Here is a 13436-nt window from a genome sequence, read left to right on the forward strand (position 1 = left end):
AACACCATGTACACCTCAATGAAGGACCAGCTGGGCAGCGAGCTCGAGGAAATCCGCGCCGCCGGCCTTTTCAAGGCGGAACGCAGCATCAACTCGCCGCAGTCAAGCCACATCCGGGCAGGCATCATTGGCCAGCCAGGTGCCGATGTCCTGAACTTCTGCGCCAACAACTACCTGGGCTTGGCGGACCACCCTGAAATCATCAGTGCTGCCAAGGAGGCGATGGATGAGCGCGGTTTCGGTATGGCCAGTGTGCGGTTCATCTGCGGCACCCAGGACCTGCACCTGGAACTCGAAGCCCGGGTCTCCCGGTTCCTGGGCACCGAGGACACCATTCTGTTCTCCAGCTGCTTCGATGCGAACGGAGGGGTATTCGAATCCCTTTTCGGCGCGGAAGACGTCGTTATTTCGGACGCCCTGAACCATGCCTCGATCATCGACGGCATCAGGCTCTGCAAGGCGCAGCGGTACCGCTACGCCAACCAGGACATGGCTGACCTGGAAGCCAGGCTCGTGGAAGCCAAGGACGCCCGGCGCAAGATCATCGTCACCGACGGCGTGTTCTCGATGGACGGGTACCTTGCCCCGCTGGAGGCGATCTGCGACCTCGCCGAAAAGCATGACGCCCTGGTAATGGTGGATGACTCCCACGCCGTCGGGTTCATGGGCCCCACCGGTGCCGGCACCCCGGAACATGCCGGCGTCCCGGACCGGGTGGACATCTACACCGGGACCTTCGGCAAGGCGCTCGGGGGAGCATCGGGCGGCTACGTGTCAGGGCGGGCGGAAATCGTTGCCATGCTCCGGCAGAAGGCCCGTCCCTACCTGTTCTCAAACTCCGTCGCACCGGCCATCGTGGCGGCCACCATCAAGGCGCTGGACCTGGTGGAGACCTCGGGCGACCTGCGGCGGAGGCTCTTCGAGAACGCCGCGCTGTTCCGCCGCCGCATGATGGAGGAGGGCTTTGACCTCCTGCCAGGTGAACACGCTATTGTTCCCGTGATGTTCGGCGATGCGGTCATGGCCGCGAAGGTGGCGGACAGGATGCTCCGGCACGGCGTGTTCGTTACCGCCTTCAGCTTCCCAGTGGTTCCGCGCGGTGCCGCTCGGATCCGGGTGCAGCTTTCGGCCGCGCATTCAGCCGACGACGTCGAAGCGTGCGTGCGTGCCTTCGTCGCCAGCCGCGCCGAGACGGCAGCCTGAGGTCAGCCACAGCGGACCATAACTCTGCATCCCACAGTTCTGCGAGGATGAACGCATGGCAGAACACTACGATGTCCTGATTGTGGGCGGCGGCATAGCCGGCCTGTCCCTGGCCTCCGAACTGGCGGGCAGGTGCAGCGTGGCCCTGGTGGAGGCGGAGCAGGAACTTTCGTACCACACGTCGTCCCGCTCGGCCCGGCAGCTGATCCCCAGTTACGGGCCGCCGGTGGTGCAGGAACTGACCGTCAGGACCCTCGAGCTGATCGCCGCCCGGGACGCCGAATTGCCGGAGCCGGTGCTCACGCCCCGCAGCTTCATGCTCATTGGCAGCGAGGACGGGGTGGCCGCGGAGGCCAGTGGACACATGAGGGCGATCACCCCCGCGGAGGCGCTGGAGCTCTGCCCCGTGCTGGTACCGGGTTCCGTCGCCGCCGCGGGGCTGGACACTGGATCCTTCGGCTGCAATGCTCCGCTGCTGCTGTCCAACCACCGGCGGCGGGCGGTGGACGCAGGCGTGGACATCATCACTGGAGCACGGGTGCATTCCGCACAACGCCTTGGCTCAGGCTGGCAGGTCGGCGCAGGTACGGAGGCATTCGAGGCGGCCGTTATGGTCAATGCGGCTGGAGCCTGGGCGGATGAACTCGCGGTCATCAGCGGGGTGGAGAAGCTGGGACTGCAGCCATACCGGCGCACGGTTGCGATTGCCGCCGTCGAGCACCCCCTGCCTGAGCAAAGCCCCATGGTGGCGGCAGCGGACAATACGTTCTACTTCCGGCGCGAAGGCGCCGACGTGCTCATCTCGCCCTCCGAATCGGAGCCCAGCGGACCCGAGGACGCACGGCCCAGGCCGGGGGACGTGGAGCGTCTGGTGGCCAGGTTGAACAGGGTGACCACGCTGGGGATCAGGGAGATCCGAAAGGCTTGGACGGGGCTGCGGACGGAAGCGGCCGACGGGGTCCCGGTGGCCGGATTCGACGCCGAAGCTTCCGGTTTCTACTGGCTTGCCGGCCAGGGGGGTTACGGCTTCCAGACCTCCTCCGCGATGGCGGAGTTGGCGGCTCACCAGATTCTTGCCGAACTGGGCCAGCCGGATGCTTCGGCAGCGGTCGGGGTGGGTCCGGCATCCCGGACAGTTCAGGCGCTGGCGGCCGCCCGCTGGTCCGTCCGGCGCTGAAGAATGGCCTCATGAGTACGCTGATCACCAACATCGCCGAGCTGATGACGCAAGACCTGGAGCACAGGGTCCTCAAGGATGCCGCCGTGGTGATCGAGGGGGAACGGATATCGTGGATCGGTGCCGCCGCGCACGCTCCTGCCGCGGATGACGCCGTCGACGCCGGCGGCCGTGCCATGCTGCCGGGCTGGGTTGACTCCCACACCCACCTGCTGTTCGCCGGTGACAGGACGGCGGAGTTTGAAGCGCGGATGGCAGGAGAGTCCTACTCCGCCGGGGGCATAGCGGTGACCGTGAACGCCACCCGGGCCACGTCCGACTTCGACCTCACCCGACTGGCCCTGGCCCGGGTGGATGAAGCCGTCTCCCAGGGAACCACTTACCTCGAGACGAAGACCGGTTATGGGCTGGACGTCGAACACGAAGCCACGAGCGCTCGCATCGCCTCCACGGTGGCAGACCAGGTCACCTACCTCGGGGCGCACCTGGTCCCGGCCGGGCAGGACCCGGACGACTACACCGACCTTGTGTGCGGTCCGATGCTGGCGTCGGTCAGCCCCTATGTGCAGTGGGCCGACGTGTTTTGCGAGGAAGGGGCTTTCAACGCCGAACAGTCGCGCCGCGTCCTGCTGGCCTGCCGGGAGGCCGGACTGGGGTTGCGCGTGCACGGAAACCAGCTCGGCGAAGGGCCGGGCGTGCAGCTCGCGGTGGAACTGGGCGCCGCGAGCGTGGACCACGTGAATCACCTTGCGGACGCTGATGTTGAAGCGCTGGCCGGCACTTGGCGGGGGTGGGACCCCGCCACAGGAACGGGCATCCGGGGCACGGTGGCGACCTGCCTGCCGGCCTGCGACCTTTCCACCAGGCAGCCGCTCGCCCCGGCACGGAGCCTCCTGGACGCCGGCGTCCAGGTGGCGCTCGCCTCCAACTGCAACCCCGGAACGTCCTACACCAGTTCGATGGCCTTTTGCGTAGCTACCGCCGTTCTGCAGATGCGTCTCAGCGTCCATGAAGCGGTCCGCGCTGCCACGTACGGCGGCGCACTCGCATTGCACAGGGAGACCGGGATCGACGCCGACGGCGAAAGGGCGGTGGGTTCCGTGGCCGTCGGCCACCGGGCGGACCTACACCTGCTCAACGCACCGTCCGCCACCCATCTCGCGTACCGCCCGGGCATGCCCCTGACGTACGCTGTATGGCGGGCCGGCAAGAGAGCGCGGTAGCTTCCCTTCCCACAGTTGACGCTTTTTGATTAAAAGGGTTCTGTTATTATCAAAAAGCGTCATCGAGGCTGGTGGCGGCAGTACCTTGGAGGACCAGCATGACCCGCACCGACCGCCTGACCGCAATCCTTGACCTCCTCGCCAAGACCGGCCAGGTAGAGGTCGAAGAGATTGTCAGCACGCTCAAAGTATCCCCGGCCACGGCACGGCGGGACCTGGACAGCCTGGCAAAGCGGCGCCTGCTTACCAGGACCCGGGGCGGGGCCACCACGGGGGCGTTGGCCTACGACCTCCCCGGCCGGTACAACCGCGACGACCACGCCGAAGCCAAACAGCAGATTGCCCAGGCAGCGTCCGACCTGATTGCCCCCGGTGCCGTGATCGGCCTCTGCGGCGGCACCACCAGCACCGTGCTGGCGCAGATCCTGGCCACCCGCGAAGACCTGAACGCACCGTCCAACCAGCCAACCCTCACCGTGGTGACCAACGCGATCAACATTGCCGGGCAGCTGGCCGTACGGCCCAACATCAAAGTGATGGTCACCGGCGGCATCCTCAACCCGCGCTCCTACGAACTGGTGGGCCCCTACACGGACATCATCATGCAGAAGGTGGTGTTGGACATCGCCTTCATCGGGGTCAACGGAATCGATCCCGAGGTTGGCCCGACCAACACCGGGGAAGGGGAAGCCTCAGTGAATGCACTGCTTGCAAGCCGTGCCCGGGTCTCCTATGTCCTGGCCGATTCCTCCAAGGTGGGGGTTCGTGCCTTCGCTACCATGCACGGCTACAACTTCACCCGGCTGATTACGGACTCGGGTATATCGGCGCGGGACAAGGCAGCGTTCGAGGCCAACGGCACCGAAGTGATCGTGGCCGCAGGCTAGCTGCAGCCCGCATCCAGCAACTCCGGGCAAGATGGGTACATGCTGGTTCCCTCGCGCCGCCGCCTGCGGATAGAAGTCTGGATCGTCCTGGGTTTGTCCCTTGGCCAGTCCGCCGTGTACTCGGTGGTGCAGCTTATGGACAAGATGACGCGGGCTCCGCTGGCCGAAGGCACCTCCACCCTTAACCGCTCACAGAGCACCAGGGAATACTTCGACCTGACCTACCAGCTGCTGGATATCATCTTCGCCCTGGTGCCGGTGCTGCTGGTGATCTACTTCCTTACGGACCACAGGCAGGCCGGCGGCCTTGACGGCAGCAACGCAGGTTCGGCGTTCAGGAAGCTCGGTTTCAATTTCGAGCGCCCCGGCACGGACTTGCTTCAGGGGCTGGGGTTGGCTGCCCTGATCGGGGTCCCGTCCCTCGGCCTCTATGCCGCCGGAAGGGCGCTGGGAATCACCACGGCCATCATTCCCAGTGAGCTTGACGCCTACTGGTGGACGGTGCCGGTACTGATCCTGTCCGCCATCCGCCATGCCGTGGTGGAGGAAGTCATCGTGGTGGGTTACCTCCTCGACAGGTTCGGAAAATTTGGCTGGAGTGTCCCGCTCTCCATCATGGTGAGCTCCCTGCTCCGGGGGACCTACCACCTCTACCAGGGGTTCGGCCCCTTTGTGGGGAACGTGGTGATGGGAGTGGTCTTCGCCTGGCTCTACACCAAGACAAAGCGGGTGATGCCGCTGGTCATTGCCCATGCACTGCTGGACATCGTGGCGTTCGTTGGTTTCAGCCTCTTCGGCAGGGCGGTGGGGCTGGGCTAGGGGGCGCGGCACGACAATCACCGGGACGCGTGGCGTACTGGTGCAAGGCGATTGGGCACAGGCAATCCCGGTGGTGCCGCCCTGGTGCCAAGCGAGGATGTGGTCTGCCTCGTTATCCAGGGAGTTGTTGTTGCAGCCGGGAAGGGGCATGTGCCGTCCCGCATGCTGACCCAGTTCCGCCTTGCCTTGGTGACCCGGTAGCTTGTGCGGCCGATTTCCAGCGGTGCACTGTCCCGCGGTTCCACCAGGACCCGGTGGAACGAGTCTGCCCCGTTGGCGACGAGTTGCCGTGCCATTGACGGCGGGATCGGGCCGAACCCGTCCAGTTGCGCCGGTTCATCGGTCAATCCCATGAGCGAGAACACCGGAACGGTGACCAGGACCCCCGCCGGGCAGCCGCGCGCCGCATCCGGTGCCGCCGGGTCAAGGGAAGTGGGCCTTCAGCGCCGCCGCGCCGGCTCAATACCGGTGGTCTGGTCCACCATGCCCCGGGCATGGGCCCAGGACATCGTCCCGGCCTGCAGCGCTGCCAATGACCGGGGCAGGCAGGTGGTCAGGGCGTGGGCTTCGGCCAGCAAAGCAGCGGCGGCCCGGTTTCCGATGGTTAGTACGCACCCGACCTCCGCCACCAGGCTCCAGTCCTGCGCCGTGGCCTCATGTGGTGTGGCGGGCGGCCCGTTCAACGCCTTCGTCGCCCCGGCCAGGACCGTCACCGCCATCGCCTTCACCGCCGCCGGCATCAGAACCAGCACCACCGGATGCTGCGCAGGAAACGGCAGAACCTCCCCCGGCCAGCGCAGCCATAAACGCAGCGACCGAAGCATCAACGGCCGCCTCAGCCTCCACCACCGGGTTCAATTCCATACCCAAATGATCCCCGGAGGTTATGACATTCCGGGGTGGCGGCGGCATGACCAGCGGCCGGGGCAAGAATGGGCCGGGACAAGAAATGGATTCGGCCGCCATCGGCAGGTGACGTCGTTGTCACAAGCCGATGGCGGCCAAAGTCTGGCGCGGGTTACGTCAGATGGTGACAGCTCCATTGGCGGTTTCGAAGGTGACCGACAGGATGCCGGGCGTCCCGTGCGGAGCTACCCATTCCACGGCGACGTCCTCGAGCGGCTTCTCCACCGGTTCGCCCAGCCACTCCGTGACACGGGAGGCGGAGCCGGCGATTGTCAGGCAGCTCATCTTGATGTTGCTTTGGTAGGCGTTGGACGGGTGCAGCGACGGATCGCCTTCCCACTTGAGCATGTACGGCACCTGGGGGTCTGCAATGAGTCCCAGGATGCCAATCTGCTTCCAGACCAGTTCGCGGCCGTCCGGGAACTTCCGGTTGCCATTGACGGCGGAACGGCCCAGCCGCTCCTCGAAGGGGGCCAGGTCATCGACCTCGACGCACCAGCCCATCCAGCCGCCACCTGCCGCGGAGCGGGCGCGCACCGCCTGCCCGAACGGTGCCTTGTCCGACGCCGGGTGGTCCAGGACCTCCACGACTTCAAGGTACTTGTGGCCCGCTAGCGGGATGATCATGTTTCGGGTCCCGAACCGGGGGTGCACCCCGCCCTTCACTGCCTCAACGCCGAGGGCAGATGAAATACGTTCGGTGGTGGCCGCCAGGCCATCCTGTTCACAGGCGTAAGAGACGTGATCCATGCGCATGCCAACATCTTGGCACTTTGTGATCGGGCTCTCAGCTAAGGGTAGCCTTACTGGGATTTTCCCTTTTTTATCCCCCAAACCCCCGATGCAGGCGGACACCGTCCTGACTATGTTCGTCACAATCCTGTCCGTTGCGGAGGCTGTGTCCCTACACTGGCCTCAGGTCATGAGCGCCAGCGCCAAGCCCCGGCTCGCTGGCCGGCAACCCTCCATCCGCGGTGGGGTGCCCCGGGTGAGGACCTGGCTGTCCGGCAACGGCCGGAGAGCAAGCGCGGCCCGTGGTGCTCCGAGCATGCCGGGCCCATGTCAAAGGAGCCTCAGTTGTCCAACGGATGGTCTTTCGAAACCCGCCAGATCCACGCCGGACAGGAGCCGGATGCCGCTACCGGTGCCCGTGCCCTTCCCATCTACCAGTCCACTTCCTTTGTTTTCCCCAGTGCTGAGAGCGCTGCGAACAGGTTTGCCCTGGCTGAGCTGGCCCCGATCTACACCAGGATCGGCAACCCCACCCAGGAAGCTGTGGAACAGCGCATCGCCAGCCTGGAAGGCGGCCTGGGGGCCCTGCTGCTCAGCTCAGGCCAGGCCGCCGAGACCTTCGCTGTCCTGAACATTGCGGAGGCGGGGGACCATGTTGTGGCGAGCCCCAGCCTCTACGGCGGCACCTACAACCTCTTCGCACACACCCTGAAGAAGTTCGGCATCTCGGTTACCTTTGTGGCGGATCCGGACAGCCTGGACCAGTGGCGCGACGCCGTACAGCCCAACACCAAACTCTTCTTTGCCGAGGTGGTGTCCAACCCGCGGCAGGACGTCCTGGACATCGAAGGTGTCTCCCGCACCGCCCATGAAGCGGGCATTCCCCTGATCGTGGACAACACGCTGTCCACACCCTACCTGATCCGCCCGCTCGAGTGGGGAGCGGACATCGTGGTGCATTCAGCCACCAAGTACCTGGGCGGTCACGGGGCAGCCATCGCCGGAGTGATTGTGGACTCCGGCAACTTCGATTTCGGCAAGGACCCGGAGAAGTTCCCGGGCTTCAACACCCCCGACCCCACCTACAACGGCCTGGTCTATGCACGGGACCTGGGCGAGGGCGGTGCCCTGGGTGCCAACCTGTCCTACATCCTCAAGGCCCGCGTCCAGCTGCTGCGGGACCTGGGTTCAGCGGTCTCGCCCTTCAACGCCTTCCTGATTGCCCAGGGCCTGGAGACTCTGAGCCTGCGCGTGGAACGGCATGTGGCCAATGCCCTGGAAGTGGCCAATTGGCTGGAAGCACGTGACGACGTCGAATCCGTCGCCTACGCCGGACTGCCCTCCAGCCCCTGGTTTGAGCGGGGCCGGAAGTATGGGCCCAGGGGTACCGGCGCCATCGTGGCCTTCAACCTTGCCGGTGGCGCCGAGGCAGGCAAGCGCTTCGTGGACGCCCTGGAGCTCCACTCCCACGTGGCAAACATCGGTGACGTACGGTCCCTGGTCATCCACCCGGCGTCGACCACGCACAGCCAGCTCTCGGCGGAACAGCAGGCCGTTGCCGGCGTCACTCCCGGGCTGGTCCGCCTCTCCGTCGGCCTTGAGCACATCGATGACATCCTTGCGGACCTCGAAGCCGGGTTCCGGGCCGCCAAGGAGGCAGTAGGCAGCTGACCGGAGAAACGGCGCCTGCAGAAGCAACGCACGACGGCGGCCGGTGCGGCAGGTGGGCAGCAAGCCGGGGAAGTCACAACCAGTCACACTCTTGGCGGCGGGCAGGGGCTGTTTCGTACACTCGAACCAGGTCATGAGTGCCAGTGACAGCCCCGGCTTGCTGGCCGGCAACCCTCCTTCCGCGGTGGGGTGCCCCGGGTGAAGACCTGGCCTGCCGGTCATACGACGGCGGGCAAGCGCGTAGAAGAGGTCCTGCCATGACGGTAACCGTCGCCCGTACCACCGTTCCCGAACACGGGATTGTCCGTTACGCCTCCATTGGCGGACTGGAACTCGAAGCGGGCGGTTACCTGCCGGACGTGGTCTTGGCGTACGAAACCTGGGGCACCCTCAATGAGGACGGCAGCAACGCCGTCCTCATTGAACACGCCCTGACCGGCAGCACCCACGTTACCCGGGGCGATACCGACGAGGCCGGCTGGTGGGAACAGTTGGCCGGCCCCGGCGCCCCGGTGGATACGGACCAGTTCTTCGTGGTCTCCATCAACATGGTGGGTGGCTGCTACGGCTCCACCGGACCGTCGTCGCCTGCTCCGGACGGAACACCGTGGGGCTCCAGGTTTCCCCTGGTAACCCTGCGGGACAGCACGGCAGCGGAGGCCCGGCTTGCCGACCAGCTGGGTATCGACAGCTGGTTTGCCGTGCTCGGCGGTTCCATGGGCGGTGCCCGGGCTTTGGAGTGGGCCATCACCTTCCCGGAACGCGTGCAGCGCTGCACGGTGATTTCGGTGGGCGCCGCCAGCACTGCCGAGCAGATTGCTTTCGCGCAGGCCCAGACCCTCGCCATCCGCCAGGATGCCAACTTTAACGGCGGCGACTACTACGGGGGTCCCTGTCCCGAGGACGGGCTGGCTCTGGCACGGCGGATTGCCCACATCACCTACCGCTCGGCGGCAGAACTGGAGGGCAGGTTCGGGCGTGCCGCGCAGGCCCCGGAATCACCGTTGCAGGCGGGCAGCCTGGGAACACGTGGCCGCTACCAGGTGGAAAGCTACCTGGACCATCAGGGGACCAAACTGGTCCAGAGGTTCGACGCCAACAGCTATATCGCCATCACCGAGGCTCTCATGAGCCATGACATCTGCCGGGGACGCGGCACGCTTCCGGAGACGCTGGCCCGCTCGAGCGCGCGCTTCTTCATTGCCGCCGTAGACTCGGACCGGCTCTACTTCCCGTCCCAATCACGCGAACTGGCCCAGGCCCTGCCGGGAGAGGTAAACGTGCACCTTATCCAGGCGCCGATTGGCCACGACGGGTTCCTCACGGAAATAGGGCAGCTCGGGAACCAGCTCCGCGAGCACCTCCTGCCCTGAGTCGCCGCCCCCGCCACGCGCCAAAACGGGCCGGAGTCCCCGGCATGTGCATTTTCGCAGATGCTTTCTGCAGTATTCGGCGTTGAGCTCCGCGCGTCCCCGGACAATACTCGTGTGAACCCTGCGGTTTTGTGGCGAGCGACACAAAACCGCTATCCGGTCCCCATGTGGTGTCGACGGAGACGCCAAAGGAGTCACTCATGAGCACGGAACACTCCGCCGCAGGGCGGATCGAGGAAACCGATGTCAAAACCGCAGGCCTGAAAAAAGTCGTGACGGCCTCGATGGCCGGCACGGTGGTCGAATGGTATGAGTTCTTCCTCTACGCATCTGCCGCCACCCTTGTGTTCGGTAAAACGTTCTTCCCCAATTCAGGCACGGAACTGGACGGCATCATTGCCGCTTTCGTCACCTACGCCGTAGGTTTCGTTGCCCGGCCCATCGGTGGAATTGTCTTCGGCCACTTCGGCGACAAGTTCGGCCGCAAGCAACTCCTCCAGCTGAGCATCATCATGGTAGGCGTTGCCACGTTCCTCATGGGTTGCCTGCCCACCTTCGCCGAAATCGGCTACTGGGCGCCGGCGCTGCTGGTCTTCCTGCGTTTCGTGCAGGGATTCGCCGTCGGCGGCGAATGGGGCGGCGCGGTACTGCTGGTGGCAGAGCACAGCCCCAGCCACTCGCGCGGCTTCTGGTCCAGCTGGCCCCAGTCAGCGGTCCCGGTGGGCAACCTGCTGGCCACGGGCGTGCTGTTCACCCTGTCCGCCACCCTGTCCCAGGAAGCCTTCCTCGGCTGGGGCTGGCGCGTGGCGTTCTGGCTGTCTGCAGTCATCGTGATCATCGGCTACTACATCCGCACCAAGGTCCAGGACGCTCCGATCTTTATCGAGGCCCGCAAAGAAGTCGCCGCTGAAAAGAAGGGGTACGGCGTTGCCGAAGTCTTCCGCCGCTACCCCCGGGGTGTCTTCACCGCCATGGGCCTGCGGTTCGCCGAAAACATCCTGTACTACCTGGTGGTCACCTTCTCCATCACCTACCTGAAGGTCGTGGTCCAGACGGACACCTCTCGGATTCTGCTCCTGCTGCTGGTGGCGCACTTCATCCACTTCTGTGCAATCCCGCTGGTGGGCAAGCTTTCCGACGCCTTCGGCCGGCGGCCGGTGTACATGGCGGGCGCCATTCTTGGTGGAACCTGGGGCTTCTTCGCTTTCCCCATGATGGACACGGCCAACGACGTGGTGATTCTGGCCGCCATCATCATCGGCCTGCTCTTCCACGCGCTGATGTACGCCGGCCAGCCGTCCATCATGGCCGAGATGTTCCCCACCCGGATGCGTTACTCCGGCGTGTCACTCGGTTACCAGGTGACCTCGATCGTTGCCGGCTCGCTGGCACCGATCATCGCCACCGCCCTGCTAAGCAACTTTAAGTCGTCTCTCCCGGTTGCCCTGTACCTGCTTGCTGCCTGCATCGTCACGGCCGTTTCCGTGCTCTTCCTCAAGGAGACAAAGGGCATCTCGCTGCACGATGTTGATGCTGCGGACGCCAAGGGCACCGCGGACCTCCTGGCCGCCAGCAAAAAGTAGCACGGCGCCAGGCCGCACCATCGAGTGCAGCTGCCCGGATCCGGATCACGGGCCGGGCAGCTGCACGCCCAAACCCCTTCACACCAAGGAACCCCATGCGAGCCGCTGTCCTTTACAACACCGTTCCTGCGGGAACCAGTTATTCCGAGGCGCGCCCCCTGCTGGTGGAGGAGCTGGAACGGCCCGACCCACGGACTGGGGAGCTGGGAATTGCCATCACCTATTCGAGCCTGTGCCACTCGGACCTGTCCGTGGTGGACGGTTCGCGCGTCAGGCCCCTGCCCATGGCGCTTGGGCATGAGGCGGTGGGCCGGGTGGTCTCAGTGGGGAGGGGAGTGGCTGACGTTTCTGTGGGCGACCATGTGGTGCTGGTCTTCGTGCCAAGCTGCGGTGCCTGCCGCGCCTGCCGGGCAGGAAGGCCTGCCCTGTGCCACCGTGCTGCCGAAGTCAACGGCTCCGGCGACCTGTTGCACGGCGAAGCGCTGCTCAGGACCCCGTCGGGGGAGCGGATCAACCACCACCTTGGCGTTTCCGCCTTCGCAGACTACGCGGTGGTGGCACGGGAATCGGCAGTGGTGATTGACGATAATATCCCGGACACAGTTGCCGCGATGTTTGGCTGCGCGGTACTGACGGGAATGGGGGCGGTCTTCAATACGGCACAGGCCAACGGCGGTGATTCCGTTGCGGTCTTTGGCCTAGGCGCTGTGGGCCTTTCGGCAGTCATGGCCGCCCGTATAGCGGGTGCCGCTTCGATCATCGCCATTGATCCCAACCAGGCCAAACACCAGCTGGCCCTGGACTGCGGTGCCACCGCAGCGGGCACTCCCCAGGACGCTGGCAGGCTCATAGCAGATGCCGCAGGTGACGGCGTGGACTATGCCGTGGAGGCGGTAGGTTCCGCCCCTGTCATCGCCTCCTGCCTGGAGCTGTTGACCCGGGGCGGGGCCGTGGTATCGGTGGGGCTGCCGCATCCGTCGGCCGAACTGACGGTCCCGGCACTGCAGTTCGCCGGTGCGGGCAAGCGTCTGCTGGGCTCCTATATGGGGGACGCCGTCCCTGAACGGGACGTCCCCCGGTACCTGGGGTATTGGCGCGACGGCCGGCTGCCGGTCGAGCTGCTGCACTCGGACACGCGCCCGCTGGCCGAGATCAACGAAGGCCTGGACGCACTGGCAGCCGGGGAAGTGGTGCGCAGGCTGTTCCGCCCCTGACTGGTTCTGGGGTTGTAACCGGACGGGCGGAGAGCATCTGCTGCTGCCCGCGCGGATAAGTTCTGAGCACCAGGCGGCTCGGCAACCGACTGCTAGCCGTTCATGATCTCGCCGCGGCGGGTCATGTACTCTTCGACGGACAACTCACCGTTGCTGTACTGCTGGTCCAGTTCCGCGAGCTTGCGGGCACGGAAGCCCTGCGGAGTCGACGGCGGCGGGGGAGTGGACGGTGCAGCCGGCTGCTGCGGGGCTTCTTCACGCGGTTCCTGCTGCGGCTGCCCGAACGGCGCACCCTGCTGGTTGTGGGGAAACGGCGGAACAGGCTGGAAGGGCGGCAGCGGCTCTGCAGGCGGCAGGGGCTGGGGACGGTCCAGCTCGCGGAAGCCCCCGGCGAAGTAGTCCTGCTGCGTGAAGCCGTCGCGCGGCTGCTTGCTCTGCGGACCGCTTGAGCCAAACTGGTTTGGTCCGGGGTAGATTCCGCCACCCGGGAACTGCTCCGGGTACCGGCCCGGAAAGCTCTGCTCCTGGTTCCGGCGGTCCACGGATTTCCGGTACATCCGCATGGCCACCGGGATCAGGAGTGACAGGATGATGATCCAGAAAAACAGGTTGCTCACGGTGCTGCGCCTCTCGAGTGTGTCCTTCAAG

13 protein-coding genes and 2 riboswitches are annotated in these 13436 nt (G+C 65.6%); of the genes, 9 read left to right on the forward strand and 4 right to left on the reverse strand.

The genetic code is table 11. The annotated features are described in order from the left end of the window. The first annotated feature begins 6 nt into the window (after window positions 1-6). From FDW84_RS10580 to FDW84_RS10600, 5 genes are all read left to right on the forward strand, one after another. Window positions 7-1203 (forward strand): glycine C-acetyltransferase, encoded by a 1197-nt coding sequence (locus tag FDW84_RS10580; RefSeq protein ID WP_138609222.1) that lies wholly within the window; start codon window positions 7-9, stop codon window positions 1201-1203. Between the two features lie 55 nt (window positions 1204-1258). Next, window positions 1259-2380, forward strand: coding sequence for an NAD(P)/FAD-dependent oxidoreductase (locus FDW84_RS10585; RefSeq protein WP_138609224.1), 1122 nt, complete (start codon window positions 1259-1261; stop codon window positions 2378-2380). Between the two features lie 11 nt (window positions 2381-2391). Continuing rightward, on the forward strand, window positions 2392-3603 hold the full coding sequence (gene hutI / locus FDW84_RS10590; RefSeq protein ID WP_138609226.1) for an imidazolonepropionase: 1212 nt from the start codon (window positions 2392-2394) through the stop codon (window positions 3601-3603). A gap of 98 nt (window positions 3604-3701) precedes the next feature. Beyond that, window positions 3702-4490: a DeoR/GlpR family DNA-binding transcription regulator gene (locus FDW84_RS10595; protein WP_138133347.1), complete on the forward strand. Its 789-nt coding sequence runs from the start codon at window positions 3702-3704 to the stop codon at window positions 4488-4490. Between the two features lie 39 nt (window positions 4491-4529). Then, window positions 4530-5309 (forward strand): CPBP family intramembrane glutamic endopeptidase, encoded by a 780-nt coding sequence (locus FDW84_RS10600; RefSeq protein WP_138609228.1) that lies wholly within the window; start codon window positions 4530-4532, stop codon window positions 5307-5309. Window positions 5310-5326: 17 nt separating this feature from the next. Here the strand turns inward: FDW84_RS10600 and FDW84_RS20035 are convergent, their stop codons facing one another. The 3 genes from FDW84_RS20035 to FDW84_RS10615 form a co-directional block, all read right to left on the reverse strand. Further along, window positions 5327-5662: a hypothetical protein gene (locus FDW84_RS20035; RefSeq protein ID WP_371419160.1), complete on the reverse strand. Its 336-nt coding sequence runs from the start codon at window positions 5660-5662 to the stop codon at window positions 5327-5329. An 87-nt stretch (window positions 5663-5749) separates the two neighbouring features. After that, complete coding sequence (locus FDW84_RS20040; protein ID WP_371419161.1) at window positions 5750-6061, reverse strand: hypothetical protein; 312 nt, start codon at window positions 6059-6061, stop codon at window positions 5750-5752. A 271-nt stretch (window positions 6062-6332) separates the two neighbouring features. After that, the gene (locus tag FDW84_RS10615; RefSeq protein WP_138133345.1) at window positions 6333-6971 is read right to left on the reverse strand and encodes a VOC family protein; all 639 of its coding nucleotides are present in this window, start codon (window positions 6969-6971) and stop codon (window positions 6333-6335) included. 162 nt (window positions 6972-7133) lie between these two features. Continuing rightward, a riboswitch (SAM riboswitch) is annotated at window positions 7134-7249 on the forward strand. Between the two features lie 25 nt (window positions 7250-7274). Here FDW84_RS10615 and FDW84_RS10620 point away from each other — a divergent pair. The 4 genes from FDW84_RS10620 to FDW84_RS10635 all read left to right on the forward strand — a co-directional run bounded on the left by FDW84_RS10620 (window position 7275) and on the right by FDW84_RS10635 (window position 12788). Beyond that, window positions 7275-8618, forward strand: coding sequence for a bifunctional o-acetylhomoserine/o-acetylserine sulfhydrylase (locus tag FDW84_RS10620; protein ID WP_256371723.1), 1344 nt, complete (start codon window positions 7275-7277; stop codon window positions 8616-8618). 129 nt (window positions 8619-8747) lie between these two features. Then, window positions 8748-8863: riboswitch (SAM riboswitch) on the forward strand. A 12-nt stretch (window positions 8864-8875) separates the two neighbouring features. Beyond that, complete coding sequence (locus tag FDW84_RS10625) at window positions 8876-9991, forward strand: homoserine O-acetyltransferase MetX (protein WP_138609231.1); 1116 nt, start codon at window positions 8876-8878, stop codon at window positions 9989-9991. Between the two features lie 200 nt (window positions 9992-10191). Then, window positions 10192-11574 carry an MFS transporter gene (locus FDW84_RS10630; protein WP_138609233.1) on the forward strand — a complete coding sequence of 461 codons (1383 nt, stop codon included), beginning with the start codon at window positions 10192-10194 and terminating at the stop codon, window positions 11572-11574. A 95-nt stretch (window positions 11575-11669) separates the two neighbouring features. Further along, on the forward strand, window positions 11670-12788 hold the full coding sequence (locus FDW84_RS10635; RefSeq protein ID WP_138609235.1) for a zinc-dependent alcohol dehydrogenase family protein: 1119 nt from the start codon (window positions 11670-11672) through the stop codon (window positions 12786-12788). A 92-nt stretch (window positions 12789-12880) separates the two neighbouring features. Here FDW84_RS10635 and FDW84_RS10640 read toward each other — a convergent pair whose 3' ends face one another. Beyond that, window positions 12881-13405: a hypothetical protein gene (locus FDW84_RS10640; protein WP_138609237.1), complete on the reverse strand. Its 525-nt coding sequence runs from the start codon at window positions 13403-13405 to the stop codon at window positions 12881-12883. Window positions 13406-13436 lie beyond the last annotated feature (31 nt).

The organism is Pseudarthrobacter sp. NamE5 (genome assembly GCF_005796225.1).
In the GTDB taxonomy this organism is placed as follows: Bacteria; Actinomycetota; Actinomycetes; order Actinomycetales; family Micrococcaceae; genus Arthrobacter.

Coding starts and splice junctions, on each gene's coding strand:
- FDW84_RS10580 (WP_138609222.1), top strand. CDS start 7: ATGTACACCTCAATGAAGGACCAGCTGGGCAGCGAGCTCGAGGAAATC.
- FDW84_RS10585 (WP_138609224.1), top strand. CDS start 1,259: ATGGCAGAACACTACGATGTCCTGATTGTGGGCGGCGGCATAGCCGGC.
- hutI (WP_138609226.1), top strand. CDS start 2,392: ATGAGTACGCTGATCACCAACATCGCCGAGCTGATGACGCAAGACCTG.
- FDW84_RS10595 (WP_138133347.1), top strand. CDS start 3,702: ATGACCCGCACCGACCGCCTGACCGCAATCCTTGACCTCCTCGCCAAG.
- FDW84_RS10600 (WP_138609228.1), top strand. CDS start 4,530: ATGCTGGTTCCCTCGCGCCGCCGCCTGCGGATAGAAGTCTGGATCGTC.
- FDW84_RS20035 (WP_371419160.1), bottom strand. CDS start 5,662: ATGGGATTGACCGATGAACCGGCGCAACTGGACGGGTTCGGCCCGATC.
- FDW84_RS10615 (WP_138133345.1), bottom strand. CDS start 6,971: ATGCGCATGGATCACGTCTCTTACGCCTGTGAACAGGATGGCCTGGCG.
- FDW84_RS10620 (WP_256371723.1), top strand. CDS start 7,275: ATGTCAAAGGAGCCTCAGTTGTCCAACGGATGGTCTTTCGAAACCCGC.
- FDW84_RS10625 (WP_138609231.1), top strand. CDS start 8,876: ATGACGGTAACCGTCGCCCGTACCACCGTTCCCGAACACGGGATTGTC.
- FDW84_RS10630 (WP_138609233.1), top strand. CDS start 10,192: ATGAGCACGGAACACTCCGCCGCAGGGCGGATCGAGGAAACCGATGTC.
- FDW84_RS10635 (WP_138609235.1), top strand. CDS start 11,670: ATGCGAGCCGCTGTCCTTTACAACACCGTTCCTGCGGGAACCAGTTAT.